General features: G+C 63.1%; 12 protein-coding genes. 8 read left to right on the forward strand and 4 right to left on the reverse strand.

Annotation, left to right across the window (positions count from 1 at the left end):
- Positions 1 to 75 precede the first annotated feature (75 nt).
- Entirely contained in the window at positions 76 to 741 is a 666-nt protein-coding gene (locus V8J82_RS13570) for an HAD hydrolase-like protein (protein WP_339975901.1), read from the forward strand.
- Between the two features lie 53 nt (positions 742 to 794).
- Positions 795 to 1,988: a DegT/DnrJ/EryC1/StrS family aminotransferase gene (locus V8J82_RS13575; protein WP_339975902.1), complete on the forward strand. Its 1,194-nt coding sequence runs from the start codon at positions 795 to 797 to the stop codon at positions 1,986 to 1,988.
- Here V8J82_RS13575 and V8J82_RS13580 read toward each other — a convergent pair.
- The 3 genes from V8J82_RS13580 to secG all read right to left on the reverse strand — a co-directional run bounded on the left by V8J82_RS13580 (position 1,985) and on the right by secG (position 4,855).
- Complete coding sequence (locus V8J82_RS13580) at positions 1,985 to 2,569, reverse strand: outer membrane protein (protein ID WP_339975903.1); 585 nt, start codon at positions 2,567 to 2,569, stop codon at positions 1,985 to 1,987. The two genes, V8J82_RS13575 and V8J82_RS13580, sit on opposite strands and share 4 nt — an antisense overlap.
- Positions 2,570 to 2,715: 146 nt before the next feature.
- Complete coding sequence (pyrG, locus tag V8J82_RS13585; protein WP_339975904.1) at positions 2,716 to 4,359, reverse strand: CTP synthase; 1,644 nt, start codon at positions 4,357 to 4,359, stop codon at positions 2,716 to 2,718.
- A gap of 124 nt (positions 4,360 to 4,483) precedes the next feature.
- Positions 4,484 to 4,855, reverse strand: coding sequence for a preprotein translocase subunit SecG (secG, locus tag V8J82_RS13590; protein WP_339975905.1), 372 nt, complete (start codon positions 4,853 to 4,855; stop codon positions 4,484 to 4,486).
- A gap of 269 nt (positions 4,856 to 5,124) precedes the next feature.
- On the opposite strand from secG, the gene V8J82_RS13595 reads away from it, so the two are divergent.
- Together V8J82_RS13595 and V8J82_RS13600 are read left to right on the forward strand one after the other, a co-directional pair.
- Positions 5,125 to 6,417 carry an adenylosuccinate synthase gene (locus V8J82_RS13595; protein ID WP_339975906.1) on the forward strand — a complete coding sequence of 431 codons (1,293 nt, stop codon included), beginning with the start codon at positions 5,125 to 5,127 and terminating at the stop codon, positions 6,415 to 6,417.
- 18 nt (positions 6,418 to 6,435) lie between these two features.
- On the forward strand, positions 6,436 to 6,663 hold the full coding sequence (locus V8J82_RS13600) for a DUF2842 domain-containing protein (protein WP_339975907.1): 228 nt from the start codon (positions 6,436 to 6,438) through the stop codon (positions 6,661 to 6,663).
- 46 nt (positions 6,664 to 6,709) lie between these two features.
- Here V8J82_RS13600 and V8J82_RS13605 read toward each other — a convergent pair whose 3' ends face one another.
- A complete protein-coding gene (locus tag V8J82_RS13605; protein ID WP_339975908.1) occupies positions 6,710 to 9,493 on the reverse strand; it encodes a hypothetical protein in 2,784 nt (927 codons plus the stop codon).
- Between the two features lie 186 nt (positions 9,494 to 9,679).
- Between V8J82_RS13605 and V8J82_RS13610 the strand changes: the two genes are divergently transcribed.
- The 4 genes from V8J82_RS13610 to hflK all read left to right on the forward strand — a co-directional run bounded on the left by V8J82_RS13610 (position 9,680) and on the right by hflK (position 14,319).
- Positions 9,680 to 10,369, forward strand: coding sequence for a thiamine diphosphokinase (locus V8J82_RS13610; protein WP_339975909.1), 690 nt, complete (start codon positions 9,680 to 9,682; stop codon positions 10,367 to 10,369).
- A 14-nt stretch (positions 10,370 to 10,383) separates the two neighbouring features.
- Positions 10,384 to 11,172, forward strand: a complete 789-nt coding sequence (gene rpiA, locus V8J82_RS13615) for a ribose-5-phosphate isomerase RpiA (RefSeq protein WP_339975910.1) — start codon at positions 10,384 to 10,386, stop codon at positions 11,170 to 11,172.
- A gap of 416 nt (positions 11,173 to 11,588) precedes the next feature.
- Positions 11,589 to 13,043: an FAD-dependent oxidoreductase gene (locus V8J82_RS13620; protein WP_339975911.1), complete on the forward strand. Its 1,455-nt coding sequence runs from the start codon at positions 11,589 to 11,591 to the stop codon at positions 13,041 to 13,043.
- A 103-nt stretch (positions 13,044 to 13,146) separates the two neighbouring features.
- Positions 13,147 to 14,319: an FtsH protease activity modulator HflK gene (hflK, locus tag V8J82_RS13625; RefSeq protein ID WP_339975912.1), complete on the forward strand. Its 1,173-nt coding sequence runs from the start codon at positions 13,147 to 13,149 to the stop codon at positions 14,317 to 14,319.

A 14,319-nucleotide genomic window follows, 5' to 3' on the forward strand; every position in this document is an offset into this window, starting at 1 on the left:
GCATAGCCCCGGGCCGGTCAAATTGCCCATCAAGACTGTAACAGCTTTGGGCGGAATTCTGCCAAAGGGGTTTGCATGCTGAGTGTTGTTTTTGATTTGGACGGCACCCTGGCCGACACGGCGGGCGACCTGATTGCCGCGGCCAATGCCGCGCTTGGGGCGCTTGGCCACGCGCCGCAATTGGTCCATGGGCCCGATGATGCGACAGCCTTTGCCGGGGGGCGTGCGATGCTGCGCCTGGCGGGCGAACGTATGGCGCTGGCCGAGCCAGAACCGATGGTCGAGGCCGGCTATCCCCTGCTGCTCGACGCCTATGGACGCGCCATCGACACCCACACAACGCTCTATCCCGGCGCCGTCGCGGCGGTGGACCGGCTGCGCGCGGCAGGGCATCTGGTGGGGATTTGCACCAACAAACCCGAGGGGCTGGCCGTTGAGCTGATTGCGCGCCTTGGTCTGACGGAGCGTTTCCCGGTGCTGATCGGGGCCGACACGCTGCCGGTCCGCAAACCCGATCCCACGCCGCTCTTTGAGGTGGTCACGCGTTTGGGTGGTGATCCGTCCCGTGCGGTGCTGATCGGCGATACGATCACCGACAGAAAGACCTCCGCCGCCGCCGGGATCCCCAGCGTTTTGGTCACGTTCGGGCCCACCGGGCGCGCCGTGGCGGACCTATCGCCCGAGGCGCTGCTGGACCATTACGACGAGCTCGACCAGGTGCTGGCCGACCTTTTCCCGTGACGCCGGGCGTGAAGTCCATTGACGCGCGCCGCGCATCGCATGATCTTCGCCCCATGACACAGCCAGTTTTTACCGGGAATTTCACCCAGCAAGAGCCGATCCCCGAAACCGCGATTGAGGCCGCCGTCGCGGTCATGCGCTCGGGCCGGTTGCACCGTTACAACACCGCCCCCGGCGAGGATGGCGAGGTGGCCCATCTTGAGGAAGAATTCGCCGCCTATGTCGGCGCGAGATACTGCCTGGCCGTTGCCTCGGGTGGCTATGCGATGGGCGCCGCCTTGCGCGCATTGGGCGTCGGCCCGGGCGACAAGGTCCTGTCCAACGGCTTTACGCTCGCGCCGGTACCGGGCGCGATTGCCAGCGTGAATGCCGAGCCCGTCTTTGTGGAAACGACCGAGGATCTGACCATCGACCTCGATGATCTGGCGGCGAAGGCCGGATGCGGTGCGAAGGTCCTGCTGCTCAGCCATATGCGCGGCCATATTTGCGACATGGACCGGTTGATGCAGATTTGCGATGGCGCCGGGATCGCGGTGGTCGAAGATTGCGCCCACACGATGGGCGGGGCCTGGCGCGATGTGCCGTCTGGGCGTCATGGCGTGTTCGGATGCTATTCCACGCAAACCTATAAACACATTAATTCCGGTGAGGGAGGCTTTCTGGTCTCCGACGATCCCGAATTGATGGCAAGAGCCGTGATGTTGTCGGGATCTTACATGCTTTTTGGGCGCCATCGCGCCTCACCCCCTGTGGATACGTTCGAAAATGTAAAGTATGTGACGCCGAACGTGTCGGGCCGTATGGATAATTTGCGGGCTGCGGTGCTTCGCGCGCAGCTTGCGGACCTGCCCGCACAGATCGCGCGCTGGAACGCGCTTTATCATGAGGTGGAGGACGGGTTGCGGAACACGCCGGGCCTGAAGGTGATCGAACGCCCACCCGAGGAAAGCATCGTCGGATCCTCGATCCAGGTGCTGTTGCCCGGGATCGCGCCAGCCGCCATCGAGGCCGTGGTCGCGGGCTGTGTTGCCCGCGGGGTCGAGCTGAAATGGTTTGGCGCGCCCGAACCCGTTGCCTTCACCTCACGCTACGATTCCTGGCGTTACGCGCCTGCGCAAAACCTGCCGCGAACCGATGCAATCCTCGCCGGTCTGTTGGATATGCGCCTGCCGCTGACCTTTACAACCGACGACGCCCGGCTGATCGCCGAGATCATCCGCGACGAGGTGCGCAAGCAGGTATCCTAGAAGTGGAGTGCGACGCCCAGGCCGATGGCGTTGGCGTCGATCTGCACATCTGACGGCGCGCCGATGATCGAACCTTCATCCGGGGACATATGGGTCGAGGTGTAGTCCATCCGCACCGACACGTTGTCGACCAGCAGAACCTCGATGCCCAAACCATAGACCAGCCCGTCGGCCGACCCTTCGGTCGAGATGCCCGGCGTGGCGCCGAATTCGACATTCTGATAGCCGAGCGTGCCGTAAATCAGCGCGTTGCCGATGGCATAGCCACCCCGCAGCCGTGCATTGGCGACACGGTCATATTCGAAATCGGTGTTCAGATTGACCTGAAAGCTGGCTGGCCCGCTGATGCCCAACTCCGCCCCGACGACGAAATTGTCGTTCAGTGCAAAGTTATAGCCGCCATAGGCGCCGAACCCCGTCCCCTCCTGCAAGGGCACCATCAGGTTGGAATTGTCGAATTCCGGGGCAATGATATTGGTCGCGAAACCGGCATAGAACCCCTCCCAACGCTCAGCATCCTGGGCGTGGGCGGTCGCTGCGCTTGCAGCGAGGATCGCGACGGCGGCAAGTGTACGGTTCATTTTTTATTCCTTGGCGGACGGCGGTGCTCGATCCGCCATAGGTATATTCTATAGCGCCTTTGCACGTTTCTCAAAAGAGTTGCGATCAGATTACGCGAACGTGTTTAAGAAACCCTTACATTTTGACCGGATTGCCACACCCAAGATCATACCAAACGCGAGTTTTCCTTCGCCGCACGCACAAAATCGCGGAACAGCGGATGCGGCGCGAAAGGCTTAGATTTCAGCTCGGGGTGGAACTGAACGCCGATGAACCAGGGATGATCCTTCACCTCGACGATCTCGGGCAGGCGGCCATCGGGGGACATGCCGGAAAAGATCAGGCCCTGTTCCTCCAACGCCTCGCGGTATTGAATGTCGACCTCATAGCGGTGGCGATGGCGTTCCTCGATCATTGTCGAACCATAGGCCTCCGCCACTTTTGACCCTTCGGCCAGCACCGCGTCATAGGCGCCCAACCGCATCGTGCCGCCTTTGTCATCGGTCACTTTGCGCTCCACCTTATGGTTGCCCTGCACCCATTCTTTCAGATGGTAAACCACTGGCGTAAAACGTTTCTTTCCGGCTTCGTGGTCGAATTCCTCGGACCCGGCATCGCCCAGATCCGCCAGATGGCGCGCCGCCTCGATCACCGCCATCTGCATGCCCAGACAGATGCCCAGATAGGGCACCTTGTGGGTCCGCGCGAATTCGGCGGCCTTGATCTTGCCCTCGGTCCCGCGCTCGCCAAAGCCGCCGGGCACCAGGATCGCGTGGAAGCCCTGCAGATGCGGCGCGGGATCTTCGCGGTCGAAGACCTCGGCATCGACCCATTCGACCTTCACCTTCACGCGGTTTGCCATGCCGCCATGGGTCAGCGCCTCGGCGATGCTTTTATAGGCGTCTTCCAATTGGGTGTATTTGCCGACGATGGCGACCTTCACCTCGCCTTCGGGATTGGCGATGCGGTCGGCCACATCCTCCCACACGCTCAGATCGGGTTTCGGGGCCGGGCTGATCTGAAACGCGTCCAGCACCGCCTGGTCCAGCCCTTCGCGGTGATAGGCGAGCGGCGCCTGGTAGATCGAGCTCAGATCCTGCGCGGCGATCACGCTGTCGGGGCGCACATTGCAAAACAGCGCCAGTTTCTCACGCTCTTTCAACGGGATCGGCCCCTCGGAGCGGCAGACCAGGATGTCGGGCGCCAACCCGATGGAGCGCAATTCCTTGACCGAATGCTGCGTCGGCTTGGTTTTCAACTCACCGCTGGCCTTGATATAGGGCAGCAGCGTCAGATGCATGAACAGGCATTGGCCGCGGGCCTTGTCCTGGCTAAACTGACGGATCGCCTCGAAGAAAGGTAAGCCTTCGATATCTCCGACCGTGCCGCCGATCTCACACAGCATGAAATCGACCTCATCTTCGCCGATGGCGATGAAGTCTTTGATTTCATTGGTGACATGGGGGATCACCTGGATCGTTTTGCCCAGGTAATCGCCGCGGCGCTCTTTCTCCAACACGCTGGTATAGATCCGGCCCGAACTGACGGAATCGGTCTTGCGCGCGGGTACGCCGGTGAAGCGTTCGTAATGGCCCAGATCCAGATCCGTCTCGGCGCCGTCATCGGTGACGAAGACCTCGCCATGTTCAAAGGGCGACATGGTTCCCGGATCGACGTTCAAATAGGGGTCCAGTTTGCGCAGGCGCACCGAATAGCCGCGCGCTTGCAGCAGCGCACCCAGCGCGGCCGATGCCAACCCTTTCCCAAGGGAGGACACCACACCACCTGTGATGAAAATGAACCTGGCCATGCCCGCAGACCCCCGTATTTTGTGGCCGCATTAGGCTGCGACACTGCATTGTCTACGGGAATCCAGCCTTACGGGATTCGCCTGGACCGGGCAAGATGCCCTGATGATCGGATGTATCGGTCGTTTATTCAGAGCGCGGCGGCAGCGCCGGGGCATCGCCCTGGATCGGCGGCAGCAATTGATCGACCGGTGGCAGAGCCGTGCCGCCCGTATCGGTCTCACCGGATGCCGGCGGCAAACCGCCCAAATTATCCAACAGGGACGAGCCCGCCGAGTTCTGCGCTGCAAGGATCGTCAGCGTGATCGAGGTGCACAGAAACGCAATCGCAAAGGCCCAGGTCAGTTTTCCCAGCGCCGTCGCGGCCTGGCGTCCGGTCATCACGCCGCCACCGCCACCCCCGATGCCCAGACCGCCCCCTTCGGAGCGCTGCAGCAGCACCACGCCAATCAAACAAAGGGCGAGGATCAGGTGAATGACAAGGATGACGTTTTCCATCAACGAACCTTTTTAGCGGTCAGCAGCCAATTTTGCGCTTACTTATGGGATGCGACAGGGCGCCGCAAGACCGTCTGCGACGGCAGCACCCGAATCCCGTCCCGAGCAATAATCATTTCACATACAGGTAATTCACGCAATCTCGTCGATGTGACGGTATACAGCTTAAAAGACCGTTAATCCTGAGGCCGTTTCACGAAAAACCGGTTCCCCCTCAGGCGGCGGACCGCTATAGCGCCCAAGGTTTTGCGTAATTTCCGGAGGATCTGATGGCCAATGTGGTCGTGGTCGGCGCTCAATGGGGCGACGAGGGCAAGGGCAAGATTGTGGATTGGCTCAGCGAACGTGCGGATGTGATCGCGCGGTTCCAGGGCGGCCATAATGCGGGTCACACGCTGGTGATCGAAGGAGAGACCTATAAGCTGCATGCGCTGCCCTCTGGCGTGGTGCGCGGCGGCAAGCTTTCCGTGATCGGCAACGGGGTGGTGTTGGATCCGTGGCACCTGGTCGAGGAAATTGCGACCGTGCGTGCCCAAGGGGTCGAGATCACGCCGAAAACGCTGATGGTGGCCGAGAATACACCGCTAATCCTGCCGATCCATGGCGAACTTGACCGCGCCCGCGAAAGCCAGAATTCCGTCGCCAAGATCGGCACAACCGGGCGCGGGATCGGGCCCGCTTACGAAGACAAAGTGGGGCGCCGCGTGGTGCGCGTTGCCGATCTGGCCGATCCCGTGACGTTGGAGACGCGGGTGGATCGCGCTTTGGTGCATCACGATGCGCTGCGCCGGGGCCTGGGTCTGCAGCCGGTCGACAAGCCCGCGCTGATGGCCAAGCTCACGGCAGTGGCGCCGCAGATCCTGCCCTTCGCGGCGCCGGTTTGGAAAGTGATGAACGAGGCCCGCCGCGCGGGTCGCCGGATCCTGTTCGAAGGGGCGCAGGGCGCTTTGCTGGATATCGATTTCGGCACCTATCCCTTTGTGACCTCGTCCAATGTGATTGCGGGGCAGGCGGCCACGGGCGTTGGATTGGGACCGGGGGCCATCGACTTTGTGCTGGGCATCGTCAAGGCCTATACCACGCGCGTCGGCGAAGGGCCGTTCCCGACCGAGCTGGACGATGACAACGGTCAGCGCCTGGGCGAGCGTGGCCATGAATTTGGCACGACGACCGGGCGCAAGCGCCGCTGTGGCTGGTTTGACGCGGTTCTGGTGCGCCAGACCTGCGCGACGTCGGGCGTCAACGGCATCGCGCTGACCAAGCTCGACGTTTTGGACGGGTTTGAGGAGCTGAAGATCTGCACCGGATACGAGCTGGATGGCGCGCGGATCGACCATCTGCCCTTCGCCTCCGATCAGCAGGCGCGCGTGGTTCCGATCTATGAGACGATGCCCGGCTGGTCGCAATCCACCGCCGGGGCACGGTCTTGGGCCGATCTGCCCGGTGAGGCGATCAAATATGTGCGTCGGATCGAGGAATTGATCCAATGCCCCGTGGCCCTATTGTCCACTTCACCGGAGCGGGACGATACGATTTTGGTCACGGACCCGTTTGACGACTGACCGACAGGGAGCGGAGCCATGGCCCTCAGCTACAAGGCACGAAAGCGGTGGTCTTTGATCGTCCTGCTGGTCGGTCTGCCCGCCTATATCGCCGCGGCCTGGTTCGTGCTGAGCCTGTTCGACAGGCCTTCGGTGCTTTTGGAATTGGGGGTCTATATCGTGCTCGGCATTCTTTGGGCTCTGCCGTTCAAGTCGGTGTTCAAAGGTGTGGGCAAAGCCGATCCGGACGCGTCTGACGAACCGTAAAGCGACGCCCGATGGGCGCCGCTCTGGATTTTTGAATGTGTCTGAGTCAGTGCGACGGCGCGATCCGGTAGCGGCCATTTGCGGTCGCCTCCAGCACGCCGCGCCCGATCAGCGTGTCGAATGCGTGCCGCGCTTCGTCGCGTGAGATCGAGTCGTCCGTCGCCATCCGCACCAGGCGCAGCAATTGACGGCGCTTGAATTCAGGCGTCTGCGCTTCGGTGGTCAGGAAGTGAGCGCCCAATTCCAGCACTTCGTCGATTTCCGTGGCGGTGGAGGCTTCAAGCCGCACGGCGAAGGCTTCAAAACCCTCAACCGTATCACCGTCATCTTCGCCAGGCGTCGCCTCGGCCTGCACTTCGCGGGCCAATTGCGCCTCGATCGCGGCGATTGGATCGGTCTCGCCACTTGTCTCGGGTGCTGTTTCGACCGGCGCCTCAGATGTCTGTGCCGGTGCGGTGGTGCGGGGCTGTTCAACCTGTGCCAAGTCCTCGGTCTCGGTCGAGGCGGGCGCGTCGTCTGCTTTGGCGCCGCGTCCCAGGCCGCGGGCGATCAGGCCAGCGCGTTGGGCCAGGGCCGCGAGGGAATTGGCCATTTTGCGCGGTGCTGGACGGGCATCGGGATCATCGATGGCGGGCGCAGGCGCCGGGCTGATGGCGAGACTTGCGTCGAGTTGCAGCGGCGCCTGTGGCGCGATGGTTTGCAGGTCGGGCCGGGCGATGGGCGCGCGCTCTGCCGCCTCGGCGCTGACCCGGCGCGGGGCCACGGGCGCTGCGGAGACCGCAACCGCCTCGGCGCTTTGGTCGACCCGCTGTTCGGAGACCAGAACAAGGGGCGAGGGGCGTTCTTCGTTGTCGCGGCGGCGGCGTGAGACATCGACGCGGACGCGGCGTGGACGCATGACGCGGGCCAGATCTTCGCGATATTCCGCGGCCGTGTCACCGGCGCCGCTCATATCGGCGACGGCGACGCCATCGGCGGCGAATTCCGTTTCCGCGGCGCGGGCGGCGACGGCGGCTTTGAGATGTTCGATATTGGCGCGGCGCCGTGTGGTTTCCCCGGTCGACATCCGGCCTTCGGTGGCCTCGAACAGCCGGTCCATGCTGTCATCGTCGCCGGTTTCAGGGAAGCTGCGTTTGGCGGTTTCGGCCTGGTCCTTGGGCTCGGCGGTGTTGTCAGTCGTATCGGCCTCGGCCTGGATTTCGGGCTCGGCCTGATCCGAAGGCGCCTCCGCCTCTGTATTCTCTGCGGTCAGGCCCGCGATCGCATCGGCGATGCCGTCATCGGCCTCGTCCGCATCTTGATCGCTATCGGCGCTGGTCTCGGGGTCCGACATCGCAGTGGCGTCTTCGGCTGTGTCCTTTGCCGGTGCGGCGACGGGGGCGGTGGCGCCAAGACCGGTTGTCGCGGCAATGGCGGCGGCGAGAGTGGCGTCAAGCGCGGCTTCCTTGCTGAGGGCCTCCACGTCGAGCACGTTTTCCCGAACCGCATTGTCGGCCTCATCCGCGATGGGGCGGGTCTCGGTGTCGGTCTCGCTGAGATCGTCGGCGGCAGCGTCATCGGACAGAGCGGCGATGATGTCATCTGCGGCTGTCTCGTCCGATGGCGGCACATCGTCGATGTCTTCGATGTCTTCGGCCGGGTCGATGGCCGCGGTCTCGGACGGATCGTCACGATCTTCCAAGGCGGCATCTGCGACGGCTTCGAGCGCGTCCTCTGCACGATCGGTTTCGGGCGCAATGTCCGTATCCGACGGCTCTGTGATTTCGATATCCTGGGTCGCAGCCTCGTCTTCGAGATCTGCATCGGCTTCTGCGACAGCTTCCGACAAGGAAGCGTCTGCATCCAGGGCATCGTCGGTGGGCGCCATGTCGACGGGCGTCTCATCGGCGGCTACGACGGCGTCATCGCTTGCGGTTTCGACAGCGGTGAGGTTTTCCTCAGCCTCAGCCTCAGCCTCAGCCTCAGCCTCAGCCTCAGCCTCAGCCTCAGCCTCAGCCTCAGCCTCAGCCTCAGCCTCAGCCTCAGCCTCTTCTGCGAAGGCGGCTCTCAGGCTGCTGGCCATATCCTCCGTTTCGGCATCGCTGGCGATATCAGCGGCAGGCATATCGATGGTTTCGGCATCTTCCGCCAGTTCCGCGGCTTCGGCGCGGCGCAGCTGCGCGAGGCGGGCGGCGACAGAGGCCCCATCGAAACTGCTGATATCGCGCGGCTCGTCGGCGAAGACCGCGTCAACCTCGCCATCGGTGATCGCCTTGTAGCCGCCATCGAAGGTAAAGGCCTCGGTATCGTCCTCTTGCGCATCCTCTTCGACCAGGTCGGTTTCGCCCGCCGCCAGGGCCGCGGCGACGGCGATCAGCGTATCGGCGCGCTCGGGTTCCGCATCTGCGGGGGTCTCGGTGGCGGCATCATGATCCAGCGTATCGTCGCCGGACAAATCCTCGGCGGCGCGTTCCTCTTCGACAGGTTCGTCTGCCGGGGCCAAGTCGGACGGCTCAGAGGCCTCAGCCGCAACGCTTTCAACCGCGTCTTCAATTGCCTCGCGGGCAACGGCGGGCGCGGCCAGCGGGGTCGCATCCCCTTCCGGGCGCATGACCACCCCATGGTCCGAGATGCGGCTTTCGACACGGCGCTGGATCGCAGCCTCGGTGATCCGTTGCAGCGCGGCGGCGTCCGGGGTGGGCGGTTCGGCCCCGAAATACCGATCTTCCGCCGCCAAATCGCGGAAATACTCGGCGATTGCCTTCATCGCCTCGAAAGGACGATCGAATCCCTCCAGGGTGCACGAGAACGTCCCGTAGGACACCGTTAGGATTTTATTCGCGTCACTCATATCTCTGCCACTCTGCTCGTCCGGCGCTGACCGGAATTTATCATTGCACCGAAAGGTGTAACAAACTGTTTCCAGTAAAAAGCGTCGTGAATTGGACCATTCCGTGTTGGTCGGGCAAGAAGATGGCAAGAACGTGCAAAAAACGGTGGATCATTGAAAATTCCCTTTAAAAACAACGGTCCAATTATGGCAGTTGGTGGCGCGCCGGTCGCGGAAAGCAGCTATTTTTCAGCAAATGCGCGGTGTTCTGCACTTGTTGGCGCCGATGGCGGTGGCGACACGATCTTGGCCCAAGGGCAGATTCCCGACCTGGTCGTGGGCGATATGGATTCGCTAACGGCCCAGGCGCGGGAGGTGATTCCCCCGGATCGACTTCACCCGATCGCCGAGCAGGATAGCACCGATTTCGAGAAAGTCCTACGCGTGACCGAGGCGCCCTTGGTGCTGGCCGTGGGGTTTACCGGCGGGCGGTTGGACCACGGGCTGGCCGCGCTGCATGCGCTGATCCGGTTCTGCGACCGCGCCGTTATTTTGTTGGGTGGTGAGGACTTAATCTTTCACACGCCGCGCCATATCGATCTGATCTTGCCGCCCGATAGCCGTCTGTCATTGTTTCCTCTGGGCCCTGTGCGCGTGCGGGGAACGGGCGTGAAATGGCCCAAAGCGGGGCTGGATATCGTGATGGATCCAATGACGAAGATCGGCACCTCGAATGAGGTCACAAAAGGTCAGGTCGCCCTTGCAACCGACAGACCGGGGCTTTTGACAATCCTTCCCGCGACGTCTTTGGATGCGGCGATAGGGGCGCTGGATGCGGCGGATTTTCACTCGCCCCGACCCGAGCCAGCCGCTAAAGGTGTTACAAATCTGTTGTAATCAGTGAGGGATCCATGACGGCGGATCTAAGCCCAATCGACAAGGCCAAATACGTCGCCGCCCGGCGCGCGGTGGAATTTGTGGAAGACGGGATGCGCGTGGGTCTGGGCACAGGCTCGACCGCGGCCTGGATGGTGCGGTGCCTGGGCGAAATGGTCCGCGAAGAGGGGATGATGATCACCGGTGTCGCCACCTCGACCCGCACGGCGGATCTGGCCCGCGAGGTCGGTCTGCAGGTCAAGACGCTGGACGAGGTGCGTTGGCTGGATCTGACGATTGACGGGGCCGACGAATACGATCCGAACCTGAACCTGGTGAAAGGCGGCGGCGGGGCGCTGCTGCAGGAAAAGATCGTGGCGACGGCCAGCGATCAGATGGTGGTGATCGCCGATATCTCGAAGCAGGTGGATACGCTGGGAGCATTCCCGTTGCCGGTGGAGGTGATCCCGTTCGGCTGGCAGACCACCAAGGCGCTGATTGAAGAGATGCTGTCGAATGTCGACGTGCTGGGCCAATCTGCCAGCCTGCGGCAATCGGGCAATGCCCCGTTCCGCACCGATGAGGGCAACTACATCCTGGATCTGCATCTGCGCCGGATCGCGAATCCCGGACAATTGAGTCTGGTGCTGAACCAGATCCCGGGCGTCGTCGAAAACGGGCTGTTCCTGGACATTTGCGATGTGCTGGTGATCGGCAATGCCGACGGCACGGTCGAGGTGCGCGACATCAACAACGGCACCGTTGAGCATGAGCGGATCGACGTGACCGATGGCGAAAACCTGTTCGTCGACGTCAACGACTGAGCCATCAACCAACCACGCCGGACGGGCCCGCGCTGGGACAGCGGGGCCTGTTCAGGCGCTCAGATCGGGGCAGGGCGGCTTTGGGGCCGGATCTGCCAGCAATGGGGCGGCGCCGCCCGAAGGCGGTCGTGGGCCTGCCGGTGTCAATGGCAGGTCGGACATGCGCATGATCCGAAGCCCGGTTGGCCTGCACCCTTTGGGGGTGGTCTGTGGGTGGCCGGGCGTGACCAAGTGCTATCTGGTGATCACCGAGGATTACATGTAGCGCGGATCGGGCCGCTGTTGCGCATCTGCGCAGAGTAGCGCGCGGTGGTGCAGGGCGGATCGGCGCGCGGGCCTCTGGTCAGGGCGGGGGCGGTATGGGATATGTCGCCCATCACCTGCTGACCAATATTGCGCCTGAAGGAGCCCCGCCCATGTCCGATTTCGACTATGACCTGTTTGTCATTGGCGGTGGATCCGGCGGCGTGCGCGCCGCGCGTGTCGCGGCGGCCCAGGGTGCCAAGGTGGCGCTGGCCGAGGAAAGCCGGATGGGCGGCACCTGCGTCATCCGTGGCTGCGTGCCGAAAAAGCTGATGGTCTTTGCCTCGGGTTACCGCGAGGGCTTTTCCGAGGCGCGCGCCTATGGCTGGGATGTGCAGGATGGCGATTTCCAGTGGCCCACCTTCCGTGACCGGTTGAACAGCGAATTGGACCGGCTGGAGGGCGTCTATCGCACGCTGCTGGACGGGTCGGGGGTGGAGATCTTCGATGGCCGCGCGGTGCTGAGCGACGCCCATACGATCCAGGTCAACGGCGAGGCCAAGACCGCGAAACACGTCCTGCTGGCCACCGGCGGGCGCCCGACCCGGCCCGATATGCCGAATGCGGATCTGGGCATCGTCTCGGACGATATCTTTCACCTCGACGCGCTGCCCAAGCGGCTGCTGATCATCGGCGGCGGCTATATTGCCTGCGAATTTGCCTGCATCATGGCCGGGCTCGGGGTGGAGGTGACGCAGTTCTATCGGGGCGCGCAGATCCTGCGCGGCTTCGATGACGAGGCGCGCGGCCTGATCGCCGAGATGATGCGTGAGCAGGGGATCGATCTGCGTCTGGGCACCAATATCGTCGAGATGGCGCCGGCATCCGAGGATCACACGCTGTCCTGGACCGGAACCGACAGCGATGCGGCGATGGGCGCGGCGGTGCAGGATCTGGAGGCGTTGCGCCACGATGCCAGCACCACGGGTCCGATCTGGGTGAAGGCGACGAATGGGCAGGAGGGCGTGTTTGACCGCGTGCTCTTTGCGACGGGTCGGACGCCCAATACCGATGGGCTGGGGCTGGAGGAGATCGGCGTGAAAGTGGGCCGTCGCGGCGAGGTCGAGGTGGATGAATACAGCCAGACCGGCGTGCCCTCGATCTACGCGATTGGCGATGTCACCAACCGCGTCAATCTGACCCCCGTGGCGATCCGCGAGGGCATGGCCTTCGTGGAGACGGTGTTCAAGGGCAACCCAACGCCGGTCGATCACGATCTGATCCCCTCGGCGGTGTTCACGCAGCCCGAATACGGCACGGTCGGCATGACCGAGGAAGAGGCCCGCGATCAGGAAGAGATCGAGGTCTATTGCACCTCGTTCCGGCCGATGCAGACGGCCTTTGCGGGCAAGCCCTGGCGGGTGCTGATGAAGCTGATCGTGGCCAAATCCAACCGCAAGATCCTAGGCTGCCATATCGTCGCGCCGAATGCCGGTGAGATGATCCAGCTGGCTGGTGTGGCGGTGAAAATGGGGGCCACAAAAGAGGATTTCGACCGCACCGTTGCGGTCCACCCGACGATGTCCGAAGAGATCGTGACGATGAAAGAGCCGATGCGCACCGCATAAATCCGTGTAAGGATCGCGAAAACGCACGGTTTTGGGTGTAAACCTCGTTTCGTGCCCCATATAGGGATGCAACACACGTTTGATCGTAGAGGTGAGACACGAAATGGCTGGTAACGGTGGCGGACCCTGGGGGGGCGGTGGCGGTGGCAACCGCGGAAATTCCGGCAACAACGGTGATGGAAACGGGCCGCGACGTCCGGGTGGACCGGGACGCGGCGAAGGCCAGAACATCCCTGAGATCGACGATATCGTCCGCAAAGGACAGGAACAGCTGCGCGTTCTGATGGGCGGCCGCGGTGGCGGCACCGGCGGCAACAACCAGGGCGGCGGCGACCCGATTTCGCCGCGCACGATGTGGATCGGGGGCGCGCTGATTGCCCTGGCCGCATGGCTTTACGCATCGGTCTACACGGTCCAGCCGGGATCGCAGGGCGTTGTCCTGTTCCTGGGCGAACGCAGCAACGTGACCGCGCCCGGCCTGAACTTCGCGCCCTGGCCGCTCTTCACCGCCGAGGTGATCGACACCGCGCAGGAACGCACCGAGGCCATCGGCACCAATCGTCCCGGCGTCTCCGATGCGGGTCTGATGCTGACCACCGACGAAAACATCGTCGACATCGATTTCCAGGTGGTGTGGAACATCACCGATCCCGAAGCCTATCTGTTCAACCTGCGCGATCCCGAAGCGACGATCCGCGCGGTGGCGGAATCGGCGATGCGCGAAGTGATCGCACAATCCGAATTGGCGCCGATCCTGAACCGCGACCGTCAATTGATCGGTGAGCAGGTCGACGCGCTGATCCAGACCACGATGGACAGCTACCAATCGGGTGTGAACATCATTCGTGTGAACCTTGACCGGGCCGACCCGCCCGAGGACGTGATCGATGCGTTCCGCGAGGTTCAGGCCGCCGAACAGGAGCGTGACCGTCTGGAACGCACCGCGGATGCCTATTCCAACCGGGTGACCGCCGGGGCCCGCGGTGAAGCCGCCCAGATCCTGGAAGTCGCCGAAGGCTACCGGGCCCGCGTGGTGAACGAAGCCCTGGGTGAGGCGAGCCGCTTCTTGGCGATCCTCGAAGAATACAATGTGGCGCCCGACGTGACGCGTCGCCGTCTGTATCTGGAAACGCTGGAGCGTGTGCTGGGTGAGACGGATCTGGTCATCATCGACGGCGAGGCCGGCGGTGGCGGGCAGGGGGTTGTGCCCTATCTGCCCTTGAACGAATTGCGCCGTCCTGCGGGCACGGCCACGACAACCGGGAGCTCGAACTGA

It is taken from the genome of Gymnodinialimonas mytili (assembly GCF_037544085.1).
Lineage (GTDB): Bacteria > Pseudomonadota > Alphaproteobacteria > Rhodobacterales > Rhodobacteraceae > Gymnodinialimonas > Gymnodinialimonas mytili.

What these genes read in the sequence shown, in the direction of transcription:
- V8J82_RS13570 (WP_339975901.1), top strand. Translation starts at nt 76, where the DNA reads ATGCTGAGTGTTGTTTTTGATTTGGACGGCACCCTGGCCGACACGGCG.
- V8J82_RS13575 (WP_339975902.1), top strand. Translation starts at nt 795, where the DNA reads ATGACACAGCCAGTTTTTACCGGGAATTTCACCCAGCAAGAGCCGATC.
- V8J82_RS13580 (WP_339975903.1), bottom strand. Translation starts at nt 2,569, where the DNA reads ATGAACCGTACACTTGCCGCCGTCGCGATCCTCGCTGCAAGCGCAGCG.
- pyrG (WP_339975904.1), bottom strand. Translation starts at nt 4,359, where the DNA reads ATGGCCAGGTTCATTTTCATCACAGGTGGTGTGGTGTCCTCCCTTGGG.
- secG (WP_339975905.1), bottom strand. Translation starts at nt 4,855, where the DNA reads ATGGAAAACGTCATCCTTGTCATTCACCTGATCCTCGCCCTTTGTTTG.
- V8J82_RS13595 (WP_339975906.1), top strand. Translation starts at nt 5,125, where the DNA reads ATGGCCAATGTGGTCGTGGTCGGCGCTCAATGGGGCGACGAGGGCAAG.
- V8J82_RS13600 (WP_339975907.1), top strand. Translation starts at nt 6,436, where the DNA reads ATGGCCCTCAGCTACAAGGCACGAAAGCGGTGGTCTTTGATCGTCCTG.
- V8J82_RS13605 (WP_339975908.1), bottom strand. Translation starts at nt 9,493, where the DNA reads ATGAGTGACGCGAATAAAATCCTAACGGTGTCCTACGGGACGTTCTCG.
- V8J82_RS13610 (WP_339975909.1), top strand. Translation starts at nt 9,680, where the DNA reads ATGGCAGTTGGTGGCGCGCCGGTCGCGGAAAGCAGCTATTTTTCAGCA.
- rpiA (WP_339975910.1), top strand. Translation starts at nt 10,384, where the DNA reads ATGACGGCGGATCTAAGCCCAATCGACAAGGCCAAATACGTCGCCGCC.
- V8J82_RS13620 (WP_339975911.1), top strand. Translation starts at nt 11,589, where the DNA reads ATGTCCGATTTCGACTATGACCTGTTTGTCATTGGCGGTGGATCCGGC.
- hflK (WP_339975912.1), top strand. Translation starts at nt 13,147, where the DNA reads ATGGCTGGTAACGGTGGCGGACCCTGGGGGGGCGGTGGCGGTGGCAAC.